Origin of the sequence: uncultured Phascolarctobacterium sp. (assembly GCF_958349595.1) — a bacterium.
Lineage (GTDB): Bacteria > Bacillota > Negativicutes > Acidaminococcales > Acidaminococcaceae > Phascolarctobacterium.
The window spans coordinates 1-18,677 of record NZ_CATWDQ010000029.1 but is presented as its reverse complement, the minus strand read 5'-3'; the positions used below and the strand labels follow the sequence as shown (position 1 = coordinate 18,677).

Sequence of the window (18,677 nt, the reverse complement as noted above, 5' to 3'; positions counted from 1 at the left end):
GACGGGGAGAGCTGCTTACATGAGAAGTATGTCTCTGGATGTCGGCACGCGGACTATCGGCGTGGCCGCCAGTGATTTGTTGGGGATGATCGCCAACGGGGTGGAAACGATCCGTCGCACCAGTGAAGAACGCGATCTGCAGCGTATCGGCGAGCTTATCGCTGAATATGAGGTCGATACGATGGTGGTGGGTTATCCTAAAAATATGAACGGCAGTGCAGGCGAACGCGCACAGAGCTGTGAGGCTTTTGCCAGAGTTATCGGCGCAAGGTTCCCGCAGCTTAAAATAGTTTTATGGGACGAGCGTTTGTCGACAGTTGCCGCTGAAAAAGTTTTGATAGATGCTGATCTGCGCCGCAGTAAGCGCAAAAAAGTCATCGATATGATGGCGGCTGTGGTGATTCTGCAAAATTATCTGGATAGTCCACAAAGTAAAAGGACGGAATGAAAGTATGGCGAAGAAAATATTTATCGGCTTTGTCGCACTGGTTTTAGTTGCTTTCGTACTGCTGTTCCAATTCGGCGGCCGTGCGGCCGAGGAACTTACCAAAAAGCTGCTGGAAGAGCAGACGGCGCTGCAGGGGACTTTAAAAGCCGAAACGATCCAGGCTAACTGGTCGGGTGACGTTGTTTTTAAAAATGTCGTTTGGGCAGGACCGGATGGTAAAACGCTTGCCGAAATACCTGCGGCAACGGTATCCGTCAATTTGTTCGATGCTTTGCTGAAGGGCGGGACAGGAGCTTCTGTTGGTGACGTGGTGATCGACAAGCCCAGATTTTTTGTGGCCTATACTAAAAAAGACGGGTTGAATCTTGTCAATTACATCAATTTTCAGGTCGAAGAACCGCAGCCGGACAATGCACTGCTGACTGTAAAAAAAGCGTCAACTGCAACGCAGTTCCGCGGCTTGATGGAGATCAAAGACGCTAAGGTTAATCTGCTGCTGGAAGGCAAGCCGCTGGATTTCGATAAGGTACAGTTCCAGGGCAATTTCAAGCAATATCCAAAAATCAAATACGGTTTGCGGGTCAAAGACGGCAAAAGCGATATTATCGCCGATATTCAAAATGATGCAGGTACGACTGCGGTCGTAGCAGAGGTCAAAAAAATGCCGCTGCAGAATATCCTGAATGTTTTGCCGCAGGCGGCTGATGTCGTGCTCACTGAAGGTAATCTGCCTGACGTGAAGATCAGGGCTGATAAAGCTGCTGGGAAATGGACTTTGAATATCGACGGCACGATCGACGGATTAAAAGGTTCTTTGATCAATTATCCTGTAACGAAGGGCAGCGGTAAATTTTCGGCAGATACTGAAGCTTTGAAATTTGCCGGTTTGAACCTGGAAGTAGCAGGGCAGACGGTGATCCTGGAGGGTAATGTTTATTATGCCGAGAAGCCCGGAGCAAAACAGACTTATGCACTGACTGTTAATGCGCCGTCTTTTGCGATCGAAGCGTTGAGCCCGGGGCTGGGATTAAAAGACGCCGTTACTGCTTTGGGCAAGGTCAAGGGTACCATCGACAAGCCTGAGGCTGAAGGTACCTTCGGACTGGATAAGCTGGCTTATGATCCCCTTTATATCACTGCTCTCAGCGGCAAGTTCTTATATAAAGACGGCAAGCTGAATATCGGGGACGCGATCGGTAATGTTTATGCCGGGCAGGTCAATGTCAATGGTCAGGTAGATACCAAGACCAAAGACTTTAAACTGGAAATACAGGGAATAGACCTCGACAGCTCCGTAGTTACGGAAACGCAGGTCGATGGTCCGCTGTCATTTAAAATGCTGGCGATAGGAACTGCTGATGCAGGCAGTGCTACAGGTGCGGGCAGCTTCCGCATCGGGGAAGGCAAATATATGATGCTTCCTTTCAGGTCTATCAAAGGTTCGGTCACCAGACAGCAGGGAAAATTTGCTTTTTCCAATATCAGGATCGCTACCGCTGTCGGCAGCTTTGATACTAATATCATAGTTAAAGATAACGGTAAGCTGGGCTTTGATCTGGATAAAGGCTTTTTAGCTGCTCGGCTTGGTGAAAAATGATAAATTGACAGCATTACTGTAAATGATATAAAATGTATATAATTTAGAAACGAGGTGTCGTAATGGACCAAACAGAAAATAAAGAAAATATGGAAGCTATGGAAGAAGAACAAATCGTTGTTATCACTGATGATGAAGGCAATGAATTGTATTTCCGCGAAGAAATGGTAGTACCTGTAGGCAAGAAAAACTTCGCAATTTTAGCGCAGATAGATTTGGAAGACTGCGAATGTGAAGATGAAGACTGTCACTGCCATGAGCATGAAGATGACGAAGAAGAAAATGTGATCATCGCCCGCATTGAGTTTGATGAAAACGGCGAAGAGGTTTATTTGGCTCCTACTGACGAAGAGTTTGATGAAGTAAAAGCTGCTTACGAAAAACTCGTAGAAGACTGGGACGAAGAATAACGACTTATAGTGCCGGACATACTGTCCGGCACTTTTTGAGCTTTATTATCTCTGGCGTGAAGGGAATGGAAAAATGAGGAAGGTATTGCCCTTTATTTTAGGCATCTTTCTGGTAGTAGTAGTAGGTGCTTACTGGGTATTGAACTACACTGGCAGCAATAAGGATCTGGCGACAGGCAGCCCGTATCTGATCACGGTCGAGCCGGGAATGACGACAGCAGATATCGCGAATCTGCTGCATAAGCAAAAATTGGTAAAAACACCGGAAGCGTTTCGGCTGGAAGCAAAGTTTCGCGGATTAGAACGGGATCTGCAGGCTGGACGCTATGAAATAACAGCCGGCATGTCCAACAGCGAGATCGTTGAGGTTTTGTCGAAGGGGCAGGTGCAGCGGATAAGATTTACGGTGCCGGAAGGCTATACGGTTGTAAAAACTGCTAAAAAGATCGAGGCAGAAGGTTTGGGCTCTGCGGAAAAGTTTATCGAAGCTGCCCGCAACTATACGCCGTATCCCTATATGGAAACCAGCGATCCCAATGTTATTTATAAAGCGGAAGGCTTTATTTTTCCGTCTACCTATATGTTTGACATCGGTATGAATGAAAAAGAGATGCTGGCCATGATGGTCAAGGAATTCAATACGCAGATGAATAAAGAGAATATCCAGGAAGAAGCTGAAAAGCAGAAAATGTCGATCAGGGATCTGGTCAATATGGCTTCCCTGGTAGAGATGGAAGCTGTTTTTAAAGAAGAACAGCCCCGTATTGCAGGTGTTTTTCTGCGGCGTCTGGAGATTTATATGCCGATCCAGTCGGATACGACGATACAGTATATTTTGGGTACGCAAAAAGAAGAGATCACCATCGCTGATACCAGGATCAAAAATCCTTATAACACTTATCAGAACCCAGGCTTGCCGCCAGGGCCGATCGCCAGTCCCGGTATGAGTGCGATCAAGGCTGTTTTGAATCCTGAAAAAACAGAGTATTTATACTTCGTTGCCGAAAAAGACGGACATCACCGTTTTACTAAAACTTATGCCGAACATTTGAAAGCGATCGAAGATATTCATGGACCACAGTAAGGAAGTAATATGACAAGAATGAAAAATAAGCCGGAGCTTTTGGCGCCGGCAGGAAATATGGAAAAATGTAAAATAGCTTTGCGTTATGGTGCCGATGCCGTTTATTTGGGCGGCAAGATGTTTGGTCTGCGCGCTTTTGCCAATAATTTCGGCATCGAGGAAATTGCTGAAGCGGCTGCTTATGCGCATGGGCTTGGTAAAAAAGTCTATGTGACAGTCAATATTTTTGCCCATAACGAAGATTTAGCCAGGCTGCCTGCTTATTTGCTTGATTTGCAGCAGGCTGGTGTGGACGCGCTGCTGATTTCTGACCTGGGGGTCTGGAATATAGCGCGTCAGACTGTACCGGCAATGCCGCTGCATGTCAGCACGCAGGCTAATACAAGCAACTGGGCGGCGGTGCAGGCCTGGCAGGCATTGGGAGCTGAACGTGTCGTCCTGGCACGCGAGCTGTCGCTGGAGGAGATCCGGGAGATCGGCTCCAGGACTGAGGTAGAATTAGAAGCCTTTGTGCATGGCGCAATGTGCATCTCGTATTCCGGGCGCTGCCTGCTGAGCAGTTATCTGACGGGACGCGACGGCAACCGCGGTGCCTGTGCGCAGGCCTGCCGATGGGAATACAGCCTGGTCGAGAAAAACCGCCCGGACGAAGGCTTTGATATTGAAGAGGATGAACGCGGTACGTATGTAATGAATTCCAAGGATCTGTGTCTGATCGACCATATCCCTGATTTGGCCGAAGCCGGTATTTGCAGCCTGAAGATCGAAGGGCGCATGAAGAGTATTCATTATGTGGCGACTGTGGTAAGTGTTTATCGTAAGGCGATCGATGCTTACTGGAACGATCCTCAAAATTATCAGGTGACGGATGCCTGGCGTCAGGAATTGGAAAAAGTTTCGCACAGGCCGTATACGAAAGGGTTTGCCTTTGGCAGGCCTGGCAGTGACGGACAGGTCTATACGACCTCCAGCTACGAGCAGACACATGATTTTGTCGGCATCGTGCTTGCTTATGATGCTGCTGCCAAACGCGCTTATATCGAACAGCGCAACAATGTAAAAAACGGCGAGGTATTGGAAATACTGATGCCGGATGGGGAATTATTCCCGCTCACATTAGAGGATATGCGCAATGCAGACGGAGAAAGTATCGACTGCGCCCCGCATGCCCAGCAAAAATTTTCTATCGTCAGCGACAGGGCACTGCTGCCCGATTCGCTGCTGCGGAGGAAGGTAATATGTTAGAAGACCGAAGTACCATCTACGCAAAGGTGGCGCCTGAGCGTATAGCGGATGTAAACTGGATCATGGAAGGCTATGAGCATCTGGCTCTAGTCAGCACGGTTGATCATCAGGAAGGCATTATTCTTTTGCGTGGTACGCCTGATACCTATAATGATGTTTTGGAAATTATTGAAAATATGCCGTTTGCAGTAGAAATTCTTGAAAGTTTTAATGAAGCTTTGTAGGCAAATTGTCAAAAGTGTGATAAAATATTTGGGTATCGTATTATTTTATAAAAAAAGTGAGGTAAGGATTTATGCCGCGTATCGGTAAAATCTTTGATTTTCTGGAAAAAGAACATTTGGATTGCGTCGTTATCAAAGACGTTAATACAATTCGCTATTTGACCGGCTTCAGAGGTGATTCGAGCATTCTTTATGCCGATGACCGTCGGGCTGTCCTTGTCACTGATGGCAGATATTTGTATCAAGCAAGGGCGGAAGCTAAATGCTGCCATATCGTCGAATATGCGGAAAATATCTGGCAGACTGTGGCCGAACTGGCGCAGGACGCTAAAATAGTTGGCTTTGACGGCGATTATTTCACTTATAATGACTTCAATACTTTGCAGGGACTTTTAGGCGGCAAAGAGCTGCGGGTCATCGATCTGAAATATATCCGTATGGTCAAAGATAAACGCGAGCTGGAATTGATGTGGCGTGCCGTAAAAATTGCCGACGAGGCATATCTGCGGCTGCTGGATGAATTACAGCCCGGCATGACTGAAAAAACACTGGCTGGCCGTCTGGAATACTATATGCGCAGCCTGGGAGCAGAAAAACTCGCTTTTGAAACTATCGTAGCTTCAGGTGAACGTTCTGCGCTGCCGCATGGTATCGCTTCTGATAAGGAAGTAGAGATTGGCGATTTTATTACTTTTGATTTCGGCGCCGTTTATGACGGCTATCATTCGGATATGACCCGTACCGTTGTCTTGGGGATGGCCAACTCGTGGCATAAAGAAATTTATACCATTGTTGAAGAAGCCCAGTGGCGCGGTCTGAAAAATGCTAAACCCGGTATAACTGGTGCAGAGCTGGACGCTGTTGTCAGGGATTATATAACTTCCCGCGGCTATGGCGAAAACTATGTGCATGGGCTGGGACATGGTATCGGTCTGGAAATCCATGAAATGCCGAATATCAACAAACGCGGTCAGAATGTAGTTTTGCAGCCTGGTATGACATTTACTGTTGAACCTGGTATTTACATCCCCGGTAAGGGCGGTGTACGTATAGAAGACACGGTTGTGTTGACCGACGAAGGCGCAAAAGTGCTGACCGGGGTTAAAAAACAGCTGATGGAAATTGTTTAATTTTTTATATAGGAGGACTATTTATGATTTCTACTAACGAATTTAAAACCAATGTGACTGTTACTATCGACGGCGATGCCTGGCAAGTCGTTGAGTTCCAGCATGTAAAACCTGGTAAGGGTGCGGCGTTTGTCCGTGCTAAAATGCGTAATCTGTGCACCGGTTCCGTTGTTGAACGTACCTTCAATGCAGGCGAACGTCTGCCGAAAGCACGTATCGACCGCCGCGAAATGCAGTATCTGTATGAATCTGATGGACAATATGTTTTCATGGATAACGAAAACTATGAGCAGACCGAATTGACGAAAGAGCAATTGGGCGATGCTTTGAACTTCCTGAAAGAAAACATGGATGTTAAGATCATGGTTTACGAAGGCCGTATTCTCGGCGTTGACCTGCCGAATACTGTTGAGCTGACCGTAATTGAGACTGACCCCGGCATCCGCGGCGATACCGCTACCGGCGGCAGCAAACCGGCTAAAATGGATACCGGCTATGTTGTTAAAGTTCCTCTGTTCATCAACGAAGGCGACGTTCTTCGCATCGATACCAGAACCGGCGACTACATCGAACGCGCATAATTGAAAAAGACTGTTCAAACAGCGGTGGATTTATTTTCGCCGCTGTTTTTTTATGCATTTATGCATAGTATTCAGACAGTGGTTGTGGTATAATTAAAACCAAAATAGGGTAAGTATATTCTGTTGCCGCACAGACAGGAGGTGGCATGGTGTTGAAAATAGATGCTGAAGAGAAAGAGTTGGAAATCGGTGAAGCGCAGGCTGCAAAAGCGGCCGATGCGGCTATAGTAAATGAAGAACAGCTGCCGGACGAGATCGGAGATGTGAAGGTCGCAGACGAAGTGATAAGTATCGTTGCCGGTCTGGCTGCTCAGGAAGTCAACGGTGTTATTGGTATGAGCGGCAGTTTTGCCGAAGGCCTGAATGAATTTTTAGGCAAGAAAAGCTTTGCCAAAGGCGTACGGATCACTGTCGATGGACATGTGGTAACGGCAGCGGTTTATGTCAATGTTGAATATGGCTCATGTATCCCTGAAATAGCGTTGGAAATACAGGAAAAGGTCAAAGAAGCAATCGAGAACATGACTGGTTATGAAGTTAAATTCGTCGATGTGCATATACAGGGCGTGGCGCGCCGACCCAAGAGTGAATTGGAAGAGAGCCTGGAAAAAATGGACGCCGCCCATGAAAATTTCTTTAGTGAGGAGTGAGTTATTTTGGGAATACCTGATAGAATTATTTTAACTTTATACACTTTTTTGATGGCAGTAGTAGCAGTTTTGGTAGTGCTTTGCAGCTTGGGTATTATCGGCCAGACCGCTATCACTGCTTTCTTTGCGACGATCCCCGGTAACTGGGAATATGCGGTGGGAGGTATTATTATTCTGCTGGTGAGCCTGCGCCTGCTTATAGCAGGTATCGGTGCCACAGGCATGACTTCGCTGACGATCAGCAGTGCTGATACCGGCAAAGTATCTGTCGGCAAAAGCGCGATCGAAGATTATGTGGCCGAGATCGCAAAAGAGGTCTATGGCGTTTACGGTGTTAAGGTCGAGGCTAAAATGGGCGAAGACCATATCAGTATCCGCATCAATGCTTCCATAGAACCTGGCATCAATATTCCTGAAACTACCGATGAGATCAAATATAATGTACGCGATACCATAAAAAAGGTTTTGGGTATGGAGATCGGTGATATAGACCTGTTCTTCAAACAGATCAAAGCAAAAGGCTAAGGGGGACGACGGTATGTTTAACGAAATTTTAAGTGACCTTTGGAAGAATTACCGCGGCCGCCTGCTGGGTTCTTTGTTTGGACTGTTTATCGGCGTGATGTTTTTGCTTTTAGGCTTTCTGCAGACGATCTTTCTGCTGATCTGCATTACTGCCGGGTTCTTCCTGGGCAACAAGCTGGATAAAAAAGAAGACTTACTGGAATGGCTGGACAGGCTGCTGCCGCCCGGCTACCATAAATAAATTTTAGACGAGAGAGGGCTAATATGATTCGCAGGATTGCAAGGGAATTGGTTTTACAAAGTTTGTTTCAAATAGATTTTGCCCAGGTCGACAGTACAGCGGCGCTGGACGCGGCTATTGAAGAACGGGCGGATAAAAGCGCCGAAAAAGCCAGAGTTTATGCGCTGGATGTTTTAAATGGCGTTCTGACTAATAATGAAGCTATCGATACCAAAATAAGCGAATATGCTATTGACTGGACTTTAGAGCGTATGCCGGCAGTCGATCGTAATATTTTGCGGGTCGCTGTTTACGAAATGTTTTTTGCACCGGAAAAGCTGGTGCCTAATGTAGCGATCAACGAAGCTGTAGAAATAGCGAAAATTTACGGAACAGATGATACTCCGCGGTTTATCAACGGGGTTTTAGGTAAAATGGTTCGCAGTGATGTATAAAAATGAGGTTTATCTGGGCATTGATACCAGCTGTTATACGACATCGGTCGCAGCGATCGACAGAGAAGGCAGGCTGGTGGGCGAGGCCCGCAGGATCTTACAGGTAAAGCAGGGCGGCAGAGGGCTGCAGCAGTCAGAAATGGTGTTTCAGCATACTCGTAACCTGCCGGATCTGATGCAGGAGCTTTTTACAAAGCCGCTGAAAATCGTTGGTATCGGTGTTTCTGCACGGCCGCGTCCGCTGGAAAATTCGTATATGCCGGCCTTTTTGGTTGGTTTAGGTCTGGCGCGTTCCCTAGCGGCTGCAAGCGAAATCCCGCTGCATGAGATCAGCCATCAGGAAAATCATTTGGAAGCCGGATTATGGTCAGCGCAGGGTCCTGATGCCGACCGTTTTCTGCTTTTGCATGCTTCCGGAGGTACTACCGATTTATTGGCAGTGGAAAAACGTGCTGACGGTAATTATGAATTGACTCAGGCAGGCGGCAGTAAAGACCTGCACGCGGGGCAGTTTATCGACAGAGTAGGGGTTGCCCTGAGTTTACAGTTTCCCGCCGGGCCTGCTTTAGAGCGGTTGGCTGCAACAGCAGACGACTGCATCGAAGTGCCGGTAGCAGTGCGTCAGGGTGACGTCAGTTTGTCCGGCCCGGCAACAGCAGCTTTACGCAAGCTGGAGGCTGGTGCTGATCCTGCAGCTTTGGCGGCAGGAGTGCAGTATGCTCTGGCAGAAACTTTTGTCAGAATGATCCGCAATGTGGCGGCGCAGAAAGAAATTTTTGACGTTTTACTGGTCGGCGGAGTGGCTTCTAACAGCTATATCCGCAGCCATCTGATAGAAAAGCTTGCTAAACGCAGGATCAGGGTCTGGATACCGGAAAGCCGCTTCAGCCCGGATAATGCTGCCGGTTGTGCTGCATATGCGTTCAGGCAGGGAGAAAGCCGTTATGAATGAAGTGATTTATTCCGTAAGTGAAATAAATTTAATGATCAAAAGCCTGCTGGAGGGCAATCGCACTTTTACTAATATCCAGATCCAGGGTGAGATATCTAACTTTAAGCGCTATGCTTCAGGTCATTGCTATTTTACCCTGAAAGATGCCGGCGGCGTATTAAAAGCAGTTATGTTTCGCAATCAGGCGCGCAGTCTGCGTTTTGAACCGCAAAACGGCGATACTGTCATAGCTATCGGCCGTGTAGGTGTGTACGAGCGCGACGGCGTCTATCAGCTGTATACAGACCTGCTGCTGCCTTTAGGAGCAGGAGATCTGATGCTGGCCTACGAGCAGCTGAAGAAAAAACTGACTGAGGAAGGCCTGTTTGACAGCGCTCGTAAACGTGAACTGCCGCTGAACCCGAAAACAGTCGGTATGATAACATCGCCTTCAGGTGCTGCTGTACGCGATATGATCACTGTTGCCAGACGGCGCAATCGCGGTATCAAGCTGCTGCTTTTTCCTGTCAAGGTGCAGGGTGACGGTTCTGCTGCTGAGATCGTCAGAGCGATCCAATTTATGAATAAACACCGTTTGGCCGACGTCCTGATCGTGGGACGCGGCGGCGGTTCTATAGAGGAATTGTGGGCTTTTAATGAAGAGCCTGTTGTGCGTGCTATTGCCGCTTCTGCAATACCTGTAGTTTCGGCAGTGGGGCACGAAACGGATTTTACTTTGGCAGATTTTGCTGCTGACCGCAGGGCTGCGACACCTTCGCAGGCAGCGGAGCTGGTCGTTGCTGATGCTGATGCTTATCTGCGTTATGTTGAAGAATTGACGGCCCGTGGCGAGCGGGTGCTTTTGCATCAGCTGGAACAGGCGCAGCATAAGCTGCAGCGTTTGCAGGACTCCTGGGCTCTGACCAGACCGGAACGCTGGCTGGAACCGTTACAGCAGCGTACCGATATGGCGATGCGTCAGATGCAGGGCAGGATGGAAAGTATCCTGCGGCAGCGTCAGCATGAGTTTGGCCTGCTGGCAGCGCGGCTCGATGCTTTATCACCGCTGACAGTACTTGCCAGAGGTTATTCGATAACGAAAACAGATGCGGGCAAAGCCCTGCGCAGTATCGAAGACGTACGCTGGGGCGAAGAACTCAGAACACAGGTCGCCGACGGCGACGTAATATCGATAGTGCAGCAGGTAGAAAGGCGTGAACAGAAATGACGATGAAAAAAATCGCCAAAAATATAAAATTTGAAGATGCGCTGGCCGAGCTGGAACAGCAGGTACAGCTTTTGGAAAGCGGCGAGCTGCCTTTAGAGGAAGCCTTGGCTGCATTTCAGCAGGGCGTGGCTTTGAGTAAGGTTTGCATGACCAAACTCAACACCGTTCAGCAGGAAGTAGAAAAAATCGTTGTGGCAGATAATGGCAGCGATGACGAATATGAACTGGAAACATTCGCAGATCTGGAGGATTGACATGGATTTTAACAGGTATTATGAGGACAGACAGAAACTGGTCAATACTTTTTTAGAAAAACGTTTGGAAAAAAAGGGGATCTCGCGTGTCGACGAAGCAATGGCCTATAGCCTGCTGGCAGGCGGCAAGCGTATTCGTCCGATCATTTTAATGGCAACGGCCGATGCTTTGGGCGTCAGCGGTTATAATTTTCTGCCGGTAGCCTGCGGGCTGGAAATGATCCACACTTACTCTCTGATCCACGATGATCTGCCCTGTATGGATGATGATGAATACCGTCGCGGACGGCTGACTAACCATAAGGTTTTCGGCGAGGCAATGGCGCTTTTGGCAGGCGATGCTTTGCTGACCCTGGCTTTTGAAGTGATGCTGGAACAGAAAAACGTACCGGCGGAAGCTTTGATCGAAACGGTGCGCGAAGTGGCGATGTGTGCCGGCAACTTTGGGATGGTCGGCGGTCAGGTGATCGATCTTGATTCCGAAGGCAAGCAGATCAGCGAAGAAGAACTGCGCAAACTGCATGCAGGAAAAACCGGCGCGCTTTTTATTGCGGCCGTGCGCAGCGGCGCACGTTTGTCAGGTGCGTCCAGTGAAGAGCTGCTGGCTCTGACTAAATTTGCCGACCTGCTGGGTCTGGCTTTCCAGATCACAGACGATATCCTTGACGTTGAAGGCGACGCTGCCCAGATGGGTAAGGCAGCGCACAGCGACGAGAAAAAACATAAATCTACTTACGTGACTTTATATACGCTGGAAGGCGCGAAAGCGCTGGCCCAGAAAACTGTTGATGAAGCGCTGAGCTGTCTGGAAATGTTTGGCGAAAATGCCGAAGCTCTGCGTGAGATCACAAAAATGATGTGCGGGCGTAAAAGCTGAGCTACTTGTTATTGAGAAGAAAGGCGGATTGCTGAATGCAAAATGAGCAATTGTTGCAAAAAATAAATTCTCCCGCAGATCTGAAAATGCTGACGCTGGATGAAATGAAGCTTTTGGCCGGCGAGATCAGACAGCTGATCATTGATGTCGTTTCTAAAAACGGCGGACATCTGGCGCCTAATTTAGGTGTGGTAGAACTTACTTTGGCTTTGCACAAAGTATTTACGACGCCTAAAGATAAAATCATCTGGGACGTAGGGCATCAGTCCTATATCCATAAGATCCTCACCGGACGCAAGGAAGAGTTTCCAACGCTGAGGCAATATCAGGGCCTGTCAGGTTTCCCTAAGCGGAAAGAAAGCGAACACGATGCTTTTGGTACCGGCCATTCCAGCACGTCGATCTCGGCAGCTTTGGGTATGGCGGTAGCACGCGACCTTAAAGGTGAAGACAATAATGTGATCGCTGTTATCGGTGATGGCTCGATGACAGGCGGTATGTCTTTTGAAGCCTTGAATAATGCCGGCGATCTGCATAAAAAAATGATCGTTATTTTAAATGATAACGAGATGTCCATTTCAAAAAACGTGGGTGCCATGTCGCAGTATTTGTGCGACCTGCGTACGGGCGAAACATATAATAAAATCAAACACGACGTGGAAGGCTGGCTGAAAGGCCTTGACTTCGGCGCCGATGTTTTGAATGCTATCGAACGTGTCAAAGGCAGCGTTAAGTACCTGATGGTACCCAGCTCCGTTTTTGAAGAACTGGGCTTTAAATATCTGGGGCCGATCGACGGACATGATCTAAGCAAGCTGCTGGAGGTCTTGGAAGCAGCCAAGCATGTCAACGGGCCGGTTCTTGTGCATGTGATCACCAAAAAAGGTAAGGGCTATGAGCCTGCTGAAACCAGTCCGAATAAATTTCACGGTACTGGTCCTTTTGAGATCGCTACAGGGAAAAAAATCACTGATCCTGAAGCTCCTGTAACTTATACGGAAATATTCGGCAAAACTCTGGTAGAACTGGCTGAACAGGATACTGATATTGTTGCCATTACGGCGGCTATGCCTGATGGTACAGGTTTGAACAAATTTGCGGAAAGCTATCCCCAGCGGTTTTTGGACGTAGGCATTGCCGAGCAGCATGCTGTAACGGCTGCTGCGGGTATGGCTGCTGCCGGGCTGAAGCCTGTAGTCGCTGTCTATTCTACCTTTTTGCAAAGAGCTTATGATTCGGTGCTGCATGACATTTGCATGCAGGATCTGCACGTGACCTTGTGTCTTGACCGTGCAGGTATCGTCGGTGACGACGGTTATACGCATCATGGCGTTTTTGATTATGCTTATCTGCGGTCGATGCCGAAGATGACTGTCATGGCGCCGAAAGATGAAAATGAGCTGCGGCAGATGCTGAATACGGCGCTGAAATTTAACGGACCGGTTGCGATCCGTTATCCGCGCGGCAGTGGTGTCGGTGTGTCTTGTGAAAGTGAACTGCCTGAGCTGCCCATAGGCAGGGGCGAGCTGCTGCGGGAAGGCAAAGACGTTTGCCTGCTGGCGATCGGCAGTATGGTGCAGCCGGCTCTGCAGGTGGCTGATGCTTTAGCGGCTAGCGGTATCCAGGCTGGTGTGGTCAATCTGCGCTTTGCCAAACCGCTGGACAAAGACCTGATCATGCAGGCCGCCGCAACGTGTGGCAGACTGGTGACTCTGGAAGAAGGGGTGTTGGCTGGCGGCGTTGGTTCGGCAGTTCTGGAACTGCTCAATGCGGCAGGACTGCTGCAAAAGGTGCAGGTCTTGAATCTGGGGATTCCTGACGAATTTGTGCCGCATGGCGATAAAAAATATCTGTTCCGGGATATGGGTTTGGATACCGGCAGCATTACAGAAAAAATTACTGCCTGGGTGAAAGGTGCCGACGAAGCTAAGTGAAAAAAGAACGATTAGACGCACTGCTGACTGCCAGAGGTCTTTTTGAAAGCCGGGCCAGGGCTCAGGCTGCGATCATGGCAGGACAGGTGTTGGTCAACGAACAGAAAATAGATAAACCGGGAACGCAGGTCCCCGAAGATGCGGCGATACGTCTGCTGGGTGAAAAACTCAAATATGTGAGCCGCGGCGGGTTAAAACTAGAAAAAGCCCTGCAGATCTTTCCTATCAGTGTCAAGGGTAAAATAGTTGCCGATATTGGTGCTTCCACAGGCGGGTTTTCCGATTGTGCCCTGCAAAACGGGGCGGTAAGGGTGTATGCCGTTGATGTAGGCTATGGTCAGTTGGCGTGGAAGCTGCGCAATGATGAGCGCGTCGTCAATATGGAACGTACCAATGTACGGTATCTGGAAGCTGACAGCCTGGGAGAGCAGGTGGATGCGGCGACTATCGACGTAGCCTTTATTTCTCTGGATAAAGTGCTGCCGGCGGTGCATAAGCTGCTGAAACCGACGGGATTTGTAATCGCGCTGATCAAGCCGCAGTTTGAAGCCGGCAAAGAGAATGTTGGCAAAAAAGGCGTTGTCCGCGATCCTAAAGTACATGCCGGCGTGATCAAAAAGGTCGTCAATTTTGCCAAAACAGAAGGCTTCGGCATTGCCGGGCTGGATTTTTCGCCGATCAAAGGGCCGGAAGGCAATATTGAATATTTACTGCATCTGACGCTGGGCGATGACGATGCCGTCAGCGAAGCGATGATCGACGAGCTTGTTTCCAGATCCCATGGCGATCTGGATAAACCGCAGACCCAAGAGTAAAAACAGTGAGGCTTTTATGAATAAATTGCGATTGGGTATCTTCCCCAATATGAAAAAAGAAAATGTCAAAAACAGCCTGCCGAAAGTGCTGGAACTGTGTGATAAGGCCGGTATCGAAGCAGTGCTGCCGCAGCGTCTGGCATACGCAGCCAGGCCCGGCTACGACGTTTGCGACAGGACGAGCCTGAAGCAGATGGATATGGCTGTATCTTTGGGCGGTGACGGTACGCTGCTGCAGATGACAAGATTTTTAGCGCCGCTCAAAATCCCTGTTTTTGGCGTCAATTTTGGCAAACTGGGATTTTTAGCTGAGATAGAACTCAAAGATCTGCCGGAAGCGCTGCCAAAGCTGACCTCCGGCGAATATGTACTGGAAGAACGCAGCCAGCTGCAGGCCTGCGTCTGGCGTGACGGTAAGGTTTTGGTCGACGCTCACGCATTGAACGATATGGTAGTGGCCAGGGGGCATTTTTCCAAACTGGCGCACCTCAGCTTAAAGGTCAACGGCAAGCGTTCTGGCAATTATGCCGCCGACGGTCTCATTGTGGCAACGGCGACAGGCTCTACTGCTTATTCTCTGTCAGCAGGCGGGCCGCTGGTGCATCCAAGCCTTGATGTCACTATTATTACGCCGATCTGCGCTCATGCGCTTTATACAAGGCCGCTTTTGATCCCGATGGACAAAGTCATTGAATTGAATGCTGTGCCGCCCTACGAAGAACTTCTGCTTTCTGCTGACGGTGAGATAATAGCCGCTATAGCGGAAAATGACACAGTAAGAATTGCTAAAAGCCCCAATAAGGTGACGTTTATCAGGCTCAATGGCCGCAGTTATTATGAAACATGGCAGGAAAAGCTGATCCGCAACACGGAAATGCTTTAAAATATCCAACAGCTTACAAATAAAGATATGAGGTGAGAGACGTGAAAGGTATCAGACACGGTAAGATCAAAGAAATCATCGAACACAGTAAAATCGAGACCCAGGAAGATCTGGCGGCTGCGCTGCGCCACGAAGGTATCGAGGTGACACAGGCCACAGTTTCCCGCGACATCAAAGAGTTGATGCTCATCAAAGTCCCGGATGCCGAAGGCAACTATCATTATGCTTTTCCGAAAGAACATAATATGCTGCTGACTCCCGGCCGTTTGGAACGTACCTTCCAGGATTCTATCGTGGGGATGCGTGCTTCCGAAAATCTGGTCGTTATCCGCAGTCTGCCCGGCACGGCTCAATCCGTAGCTTATGCTATCGATTACATGAAATGGCCGGAAGTGTTGGGAACGGTTGCCGGGGACGATACTATTTTTGTTGCTGTCGCTTCAAAAGAAAATACGGCGACTTTTATGGAACGTTTTAATAATCGCTGATAAGGACGGGGTCGTTGAACGATGCTGCAATCTTTGCATGTGCATAATTTTGCTTTAATTGAAGATGCGAAAATAGATTTTGCTTCCGGCTTCAATATTTTTACAGGCGAGACCGGCGCCGGCAAATCTATCCTGATCGATGCTTTCGGCATCGTACTTGGCAATCGTGCTTCGGCGGATTATATCCGCAGCGGGGCTGATTCCTTTTGGGTACAGGCAGTGTTCGACATCAGCGGGATAGAGGCCGTCAAGGCTTTGCTGGCACAGCAGGGGATCGATGAAGAGGACGAGTTGTTTTTGAGACGGCGTATTTTAGCCAACGGCAAAAGCCAGGCTACAGTTAACGGCGTGCAGGTGCCATTGGCAGTGCTCAAAAGCTTCAGCGAACTTTTAGTCGACATTCACGGTCAGCATGAAAACCAGGCGCTTTTAAAGCCAGATGCACCTTTGACGCTGGTCGATCTATACGGACGTAAGGAGATCGCTCCTGTGCTTAAAACGTATCAGACGCTGTATGAAGCTTATCTGGCGACTCAGGCCAGATTGACGCAGCTGGAAAATACCGGCAGCGAGCGGGAACGCATATTGGACAGGCTGGAGTGGGAAATCAAAGAAATCACCGACGCTGCTCTGGAAGCCGGCGAACTGGAAGTCCTGCAGGAAGAAGCCAGACGGCTGCAAAACAGCGGTAAGATCATGACGGCAGTCAGCAGTGCGCATGAATATCTGGATGCTGAAAGAGGTATCCTTGACGGCCTTGCGGCTGCTAAAGACCAGTTAGGCGCTGTTGTACGTTATGACGAACGCTTGAGCAGTGTCTGCGAAAATCTGGAAAGCAGCTGGATTACTCTGGACGAATGCCGGCGCGAGCTGAGTGATTACTTGAGCAGTGAAGAATACGATGCCGAAAGAGCCGCTTATGTTGAGGGCCGTTTGGACCTGTGGTATCGGCTGCAGAAGAAATACGGCGACAGCTACGAAGCTATCGATGCCTATTTACAGCAGGCGCAGCAGCAGGCTGACGACCTGACGCAGCTGGAAACGAATATTGCTAAAGCAAGACAGCTTTTGACGCAGCAAAAAAGCGAGTTAGAACAGCAGGCACAAAGCTTGTCACAGCTGCGCTGTAAATACGCAGCCGAACTGGCGGATAAAGTGACCACGCATATTCACGATCTGGCGATGCCGGAAGGAAAGTTTGAGATCGCCGTTGCTGCTAAAGAAACGCCCGGCAAAACCGGTAAGGATGAACTGACCTTCCTGTTTACGGCGAACCTGGGCGAACCGATCCGGCCTTTATTAAAAGTAGCTTCCGGCGGCGAGCTTTCACGTGTGGCGCTGGCTATCAAAACCGTGCTTTTAAATGCCAGCGGCGTGCCGACGATGGTTTTCGACGAGATCGATACAGGTGTTGGCGGTGTCACGGCGCAGAAAATGGCTGAAAAGATCGCTGTTATTGCTAAAGTAGGACAGGTGCTGTGTATTACGCATTTACCGCAGATCGCTTCTTTTGCTGACAGACATATCCTGATCCGTAAGGAAAGCGCGGGCGGGCGCACTTCGACAGGCTTGACGACGCTGGATGAAGAAGGACGTATTCAGGAGCTGATGCGTATGACTGTCGGCGACAACGTCAGCGAAGTTGCTTATGCCAACGCTAAGGAACTTCTGGCAGCGGCTGCCAAAAATAAACAGGCAAGGTGAGCGTTATGAAAAAATTTCATCAGGCAAATTTAGACGAAACCTTTATCAGCAGTAAAGTCGGATTTTCCGGACGTTTGCTGCAGGTAAACATCGATACAGTGACCTTGCCGAATGGCAGGGAAACGACCCGTGAACTGATCCATCATCCGGGTGCTGTCGCTATTGTTCCGATTTTAGACGACGGCAGGATGATTTTTGTTAAGCAGTACCGGTATCCAGTGGGGACGGTAATGTACGAGATCCCGGCAGGAAAACTTGATCCGGGCGAGGAACCTGACGTGTGCGCGGCAAGGGAACTGTCGGAAGAAACCGGTTACAGCGCTCAGGAATGGCAGAAGCTTACTTCTATCGTTACCACGCCGGGCTTTACGGATGAAGTTATTCACCTTTATGCGGCACGTGGACTGGAAAAGCACGCTCAGCATACAGATGAAGATGAGTTTATCGACATTGTGGCCTTAACGCCGCAGCAGGTCAGGCAAATGGTGCTGGCTGGCGAGATCTTCGATTCTAAAACTTTAAGCGCTTTGTGTGTGTTGGAAATGCTGAAATAAAACTTAACAGGTGTATGTGACGCAGGCTGACTATAATAGTCTGCGTTAATGAAAACTGTATAAAATTTGAAATTAGTAACGGACGAATACCGTTCAGTGTAATGCTGAACGGTATTTTTTTGTGCTTATTTGAAGCTGATGTAAGCAAAGGCCGTGCGCAGACGCCGATAGTTTTAAAGTCGCTGGCGTAATGCGCCGGGCAAGACACAATAAAATTTTTACACACATTAAAAGTAAGTGTCTTGCGGGGGGGTACACAAGTGCTATAATTATAATGGTTATTACTATTTTAAATATTTTTAAGGTTTTAATTCGAAAAATAAGTTAATGATTAAATAAGAAAATGGAAAACCAATATTTGGGAAAGCTTGTAAGTGTTAAATTTAAAGCTGTAATTAAGGGGAGAGCAGATTGTTAAAAACAGCAGGAAAAAGTATAGC

Annotated in this window: 22 protein-coding genes; all 22 read left to right on the top strand. The window is 48.6% G+C overall.

All coding sequences use genetic code 11. From position 1 onward, the window contains the following. The first annotated feature begins 19 nt into the window (after positions 1–19). Positions 20–448 (top strand): Holliday junction resolvase RuvX, encoded by a 429-nt coding sequence (gene ruvX, locus Q4G98_RS12275; RefSeq protein ID WP_177560612.1) that lies wholly within the window; start codon positions 20–22, stop codon positions 446–448. A gap of 4 nt (positions 449–452) precedes the next feature. After that, positions 453–2,045 (top strand): hypothetical protein, encoded by a 1,593-nt coding sequence (locus Q4G98_RS12270; RefSeq protein WP_298562584.1) that lies wholly within the window; start codon positions 453–455, stop codon positions 2,043–2,045. A 62-nt stretch (positions 2,046–2,107) separates the two neighbouring features. Next, complete coding sequence (locus Q4G98_RS12265) at positions 2,108–2,455, top strand: DUF1292 domain-containing protein (protein WP_177560614.1); 348 nt, start codon at positions 2,108–2,110, stop codon at positions 2,453–2,455. A gap of 73 nt (positions 2,456–2,528) precedes the next feature. Continuing rightward, on the top strand, positions 2,529–3,539 hold the full coding sequence (gene mltG / locus Q4G98_RS12260) for an endolytic transglycosylase MltG (protein WP_177560615.1): 1,011 nt from the start codon (positions 2,529–2,531) through the stop codon (positions 3,537–3,539). Between the two features lie 9 nt (positions 3,540–3,548). Further along, a complete protein-coding gene (locus Q4G98_RS12255) occupies positions 3,549–4,784 on the top strand; it encodes a U32 family peptidase (RefSeq protein WP_298562582.1) in 1,236 nt (411 codons plus the stop codon). Beyond that, positions 4,778–5,008 (top strand): DUF4911 domain-containing protein, encoded by a 231-nt coding sequence (locus Q4G98_RS12250; protein WP_177560617.1) that lies wholly within the window; start codon positions 4,778–4,780, stop codon positions 5,006–5,008. The genes Q4G98_RS12255 and Q4G98_RS12250 overlap by 7 nt, the downstream gene beginning before the upstream one ends. 71 nt (positions 5,009–5,079) lie before the next feature. Then, on the top strand, positions 5,080–6,138 hold the full coding sequence (locus Q4G98_RS12245; protein ID WP_177560618.1) for a Xaa-Pro peptidase family protein: 1,059 nt from the start codon (positions 5,080–5,082) through the stop codon (positions 6,136–6,138). Positions 6,139–6,161: 23 nt separating this feature from the next. Next, positions 6,162–6,719: an elongation factor P gene (gene efp / locus Q4G98_RS12240; RefSeq protein WP_177560619.1), complete on the top strand. Its 558-nt coding sequence runs from the start codon at positions 6,162–6,164 to the stop codon at positions 6,717–6,719. A 149-nt stretch (positions 6,720–6,868) separates the two neighbouring features. After that, on the top strand, positions 6,869–7,369 hold the full coding sequence (locus Q4G98_RS12235) for an Asp23/Gls24 family envelope stress response protein (protein ID WP_293718226.1): 501 nt from the start codon (positions 6,869–6,871) through the stop codon (positions 7,367–7,369). Between the two features lie 6 nt (positions 7,370–7,375). Next, positions 7,376–7,894: an alkaline shock response membrane anchor protein AmaP gene (gene amaP / locus Q4G98_RS12230; RefSeq protein ID WP_177560621.1), complete on the top strand. Its 519-nt coding sequence runs from the start codon at positions 7,376–7,378 to the stop codon at positions 7,892–7,894. Positions 7,895–7,907: 13 nt separating this feature from the next. Then, a complete protein-coding gene (locus Q4G98_RS12225; RefSeq protein WP_177560622.1) occupies positions 7,908–8,135 on the top strand; it encodes a DUF2273 domain-containing protein in 228 nt (75 codons plus the stop codon). A 23-nt stretch (positions 8,136–8,158) separates the two neighbouring features. Further along, positions 8,159–8,569, top strand: coding sequence for a transcription antitermination factor NusB (gene nusB / locus Q4G98_RS12220; RefSeq protein WP_298562579.1), 411 nt, complete (start codon positions 8,159–8,161; stop codon positions 8,567–8,569). Beyond that, complete coding sequence (locus tag Q4G98_RS12215; protein WP_298562577.1) at positions 8,562–9,521, top strand: O-sialoglycoprotein endopeptidase; 960 nt, start codon at positions 8,562–8,564, stop codon at positions 9,519–9,521. The genes nusB and Q4G98_RS12215 overlap by 8 nt, the downstream gene beginning before the upstream one ends. After that, positions 9,514–10,728 carry an exodeoxyribonuclease VII large subunit gene (gene xseA, locus Q4G98_RS12210; RefSeq protein WP_298562575.1) on the top strand — a complete coding sequence of 405 codons (1,215 nt, stop codon included), beginning with the start codon at positions 9,514–9,516 and terminating at the stop codon, positions 10,726–10,728. The genes Q4G98_RS12215 and xseA overlap by 8 nt, the downstream gene beginning before the upstream one ends. Beyond that, positions 10,725–10,982 carry an exodeoxyribonuclease VII small subunit gene (gene xseB, locus Q4G98_RS12205; protein ID WP_177560626.1) on the top strand — a complete coding sequence of 86 codons (258 nt, stop codon included), beginning with the start codon at positions 10,725–10,727 and terminating at the stop codon, positions 10,980–10,982. Before xseA ends, xseB begins: the two co-directional genes overlap by 4 nt. Before the next feature lies 1 nt (position 10,983). Then, entirely contained in the window at positions 10,984–11,859 is an 876-nt protein-coding gene (locus Q4G98_RS12200; RefSeq protein WP_298562573.1) for a polyprenyl synthetase family protein, read from the top strand. A gap of 35 nt (positions 11,860–11,894) precedes the next feature. Next, on the top strand, positions 11,895–13,793 hold the full coding sequence (gene dxs, locus Q4G98_RS12195) for a 1-deoxy-D-xylulose-5-phosphate synthase (RefSeq protein WP_298562571.1): 1,899 nt from the start codon (positions 11,895–11,897) through the stop codon (positions 13,791–13,793). Then, positions 13,790–14,608 carry a TlyA family RNA methyltransferase gene (locus tag Q4G98_RS12190; RefSeq protein ID WP_298562569.1) on the top strand — a complete coding sequence of 273 codons (819 nt, stop codon included), beginning with the start codon at positions 13,790–13,792 and terminating at the stop codon, positions 14,606–14,608. The genes dxs and Q4G98_RS12190 overlap by 4 nt, the downstream gene beginning before the upstream one ends. Positions 14,609–14,624: 16 nt before the next feature. Next, on the top strand, positions 14,625–15,491 hold the full coding sequence (locus Q4G98_RS12185) for an NAD(+)/NADH kinase (protein ID WP_298562567.1): 867 nt from the start codon (positions 14,625–14,627) through the stop codon (positions 15,489–15,491). Positions 15,492–15,532: 41 nt separating this feature from the next. Then, positions 15,533–15,979 carry an arginine repressor gene (gene argR / locus Q4G98_RS12180; RefSeq protein ID WP_177560631.1) on the top strand — a complete coding sequence of 149 codons (447 nt, stop codon included), beginning with the start codon at positions 15,533–15,535 and terminating at the stop codon, positions 15,977–15,979. A 21-nt stretch (positions 15,980–16,000) separates the two neighbouring features. Beyond that, positions 16,001–17,683 carry a DNA repair protein RecN gene (recN, locus tag Q4G98_RS12175; protein ID WP_298562565.1) on the top strand — a complete coding sequence of 561 codons (1,683 nt, stop codon included), beginning with the start codon at positions 16,001–16,003 and terminating at the stop codon, positions 17,681–17,683. 5 nt (positions 17,684–17,688) lie between these two features. Beyond that, positions 17,689–18,237 carry an NUDIX domain-containing protein gene (locus Q4G98_RS12170; RefSeq protein WP_298562563.1) on the top strand — a complete coding sequence of 183 codons (549 nt, stop codon included), beginning with the start codon at positions 17,689–17,691 and terminating at the stop codon, positions 18,235–18,237. Positions 18,238–18,677: the final 440 nt, after the last annotated feature.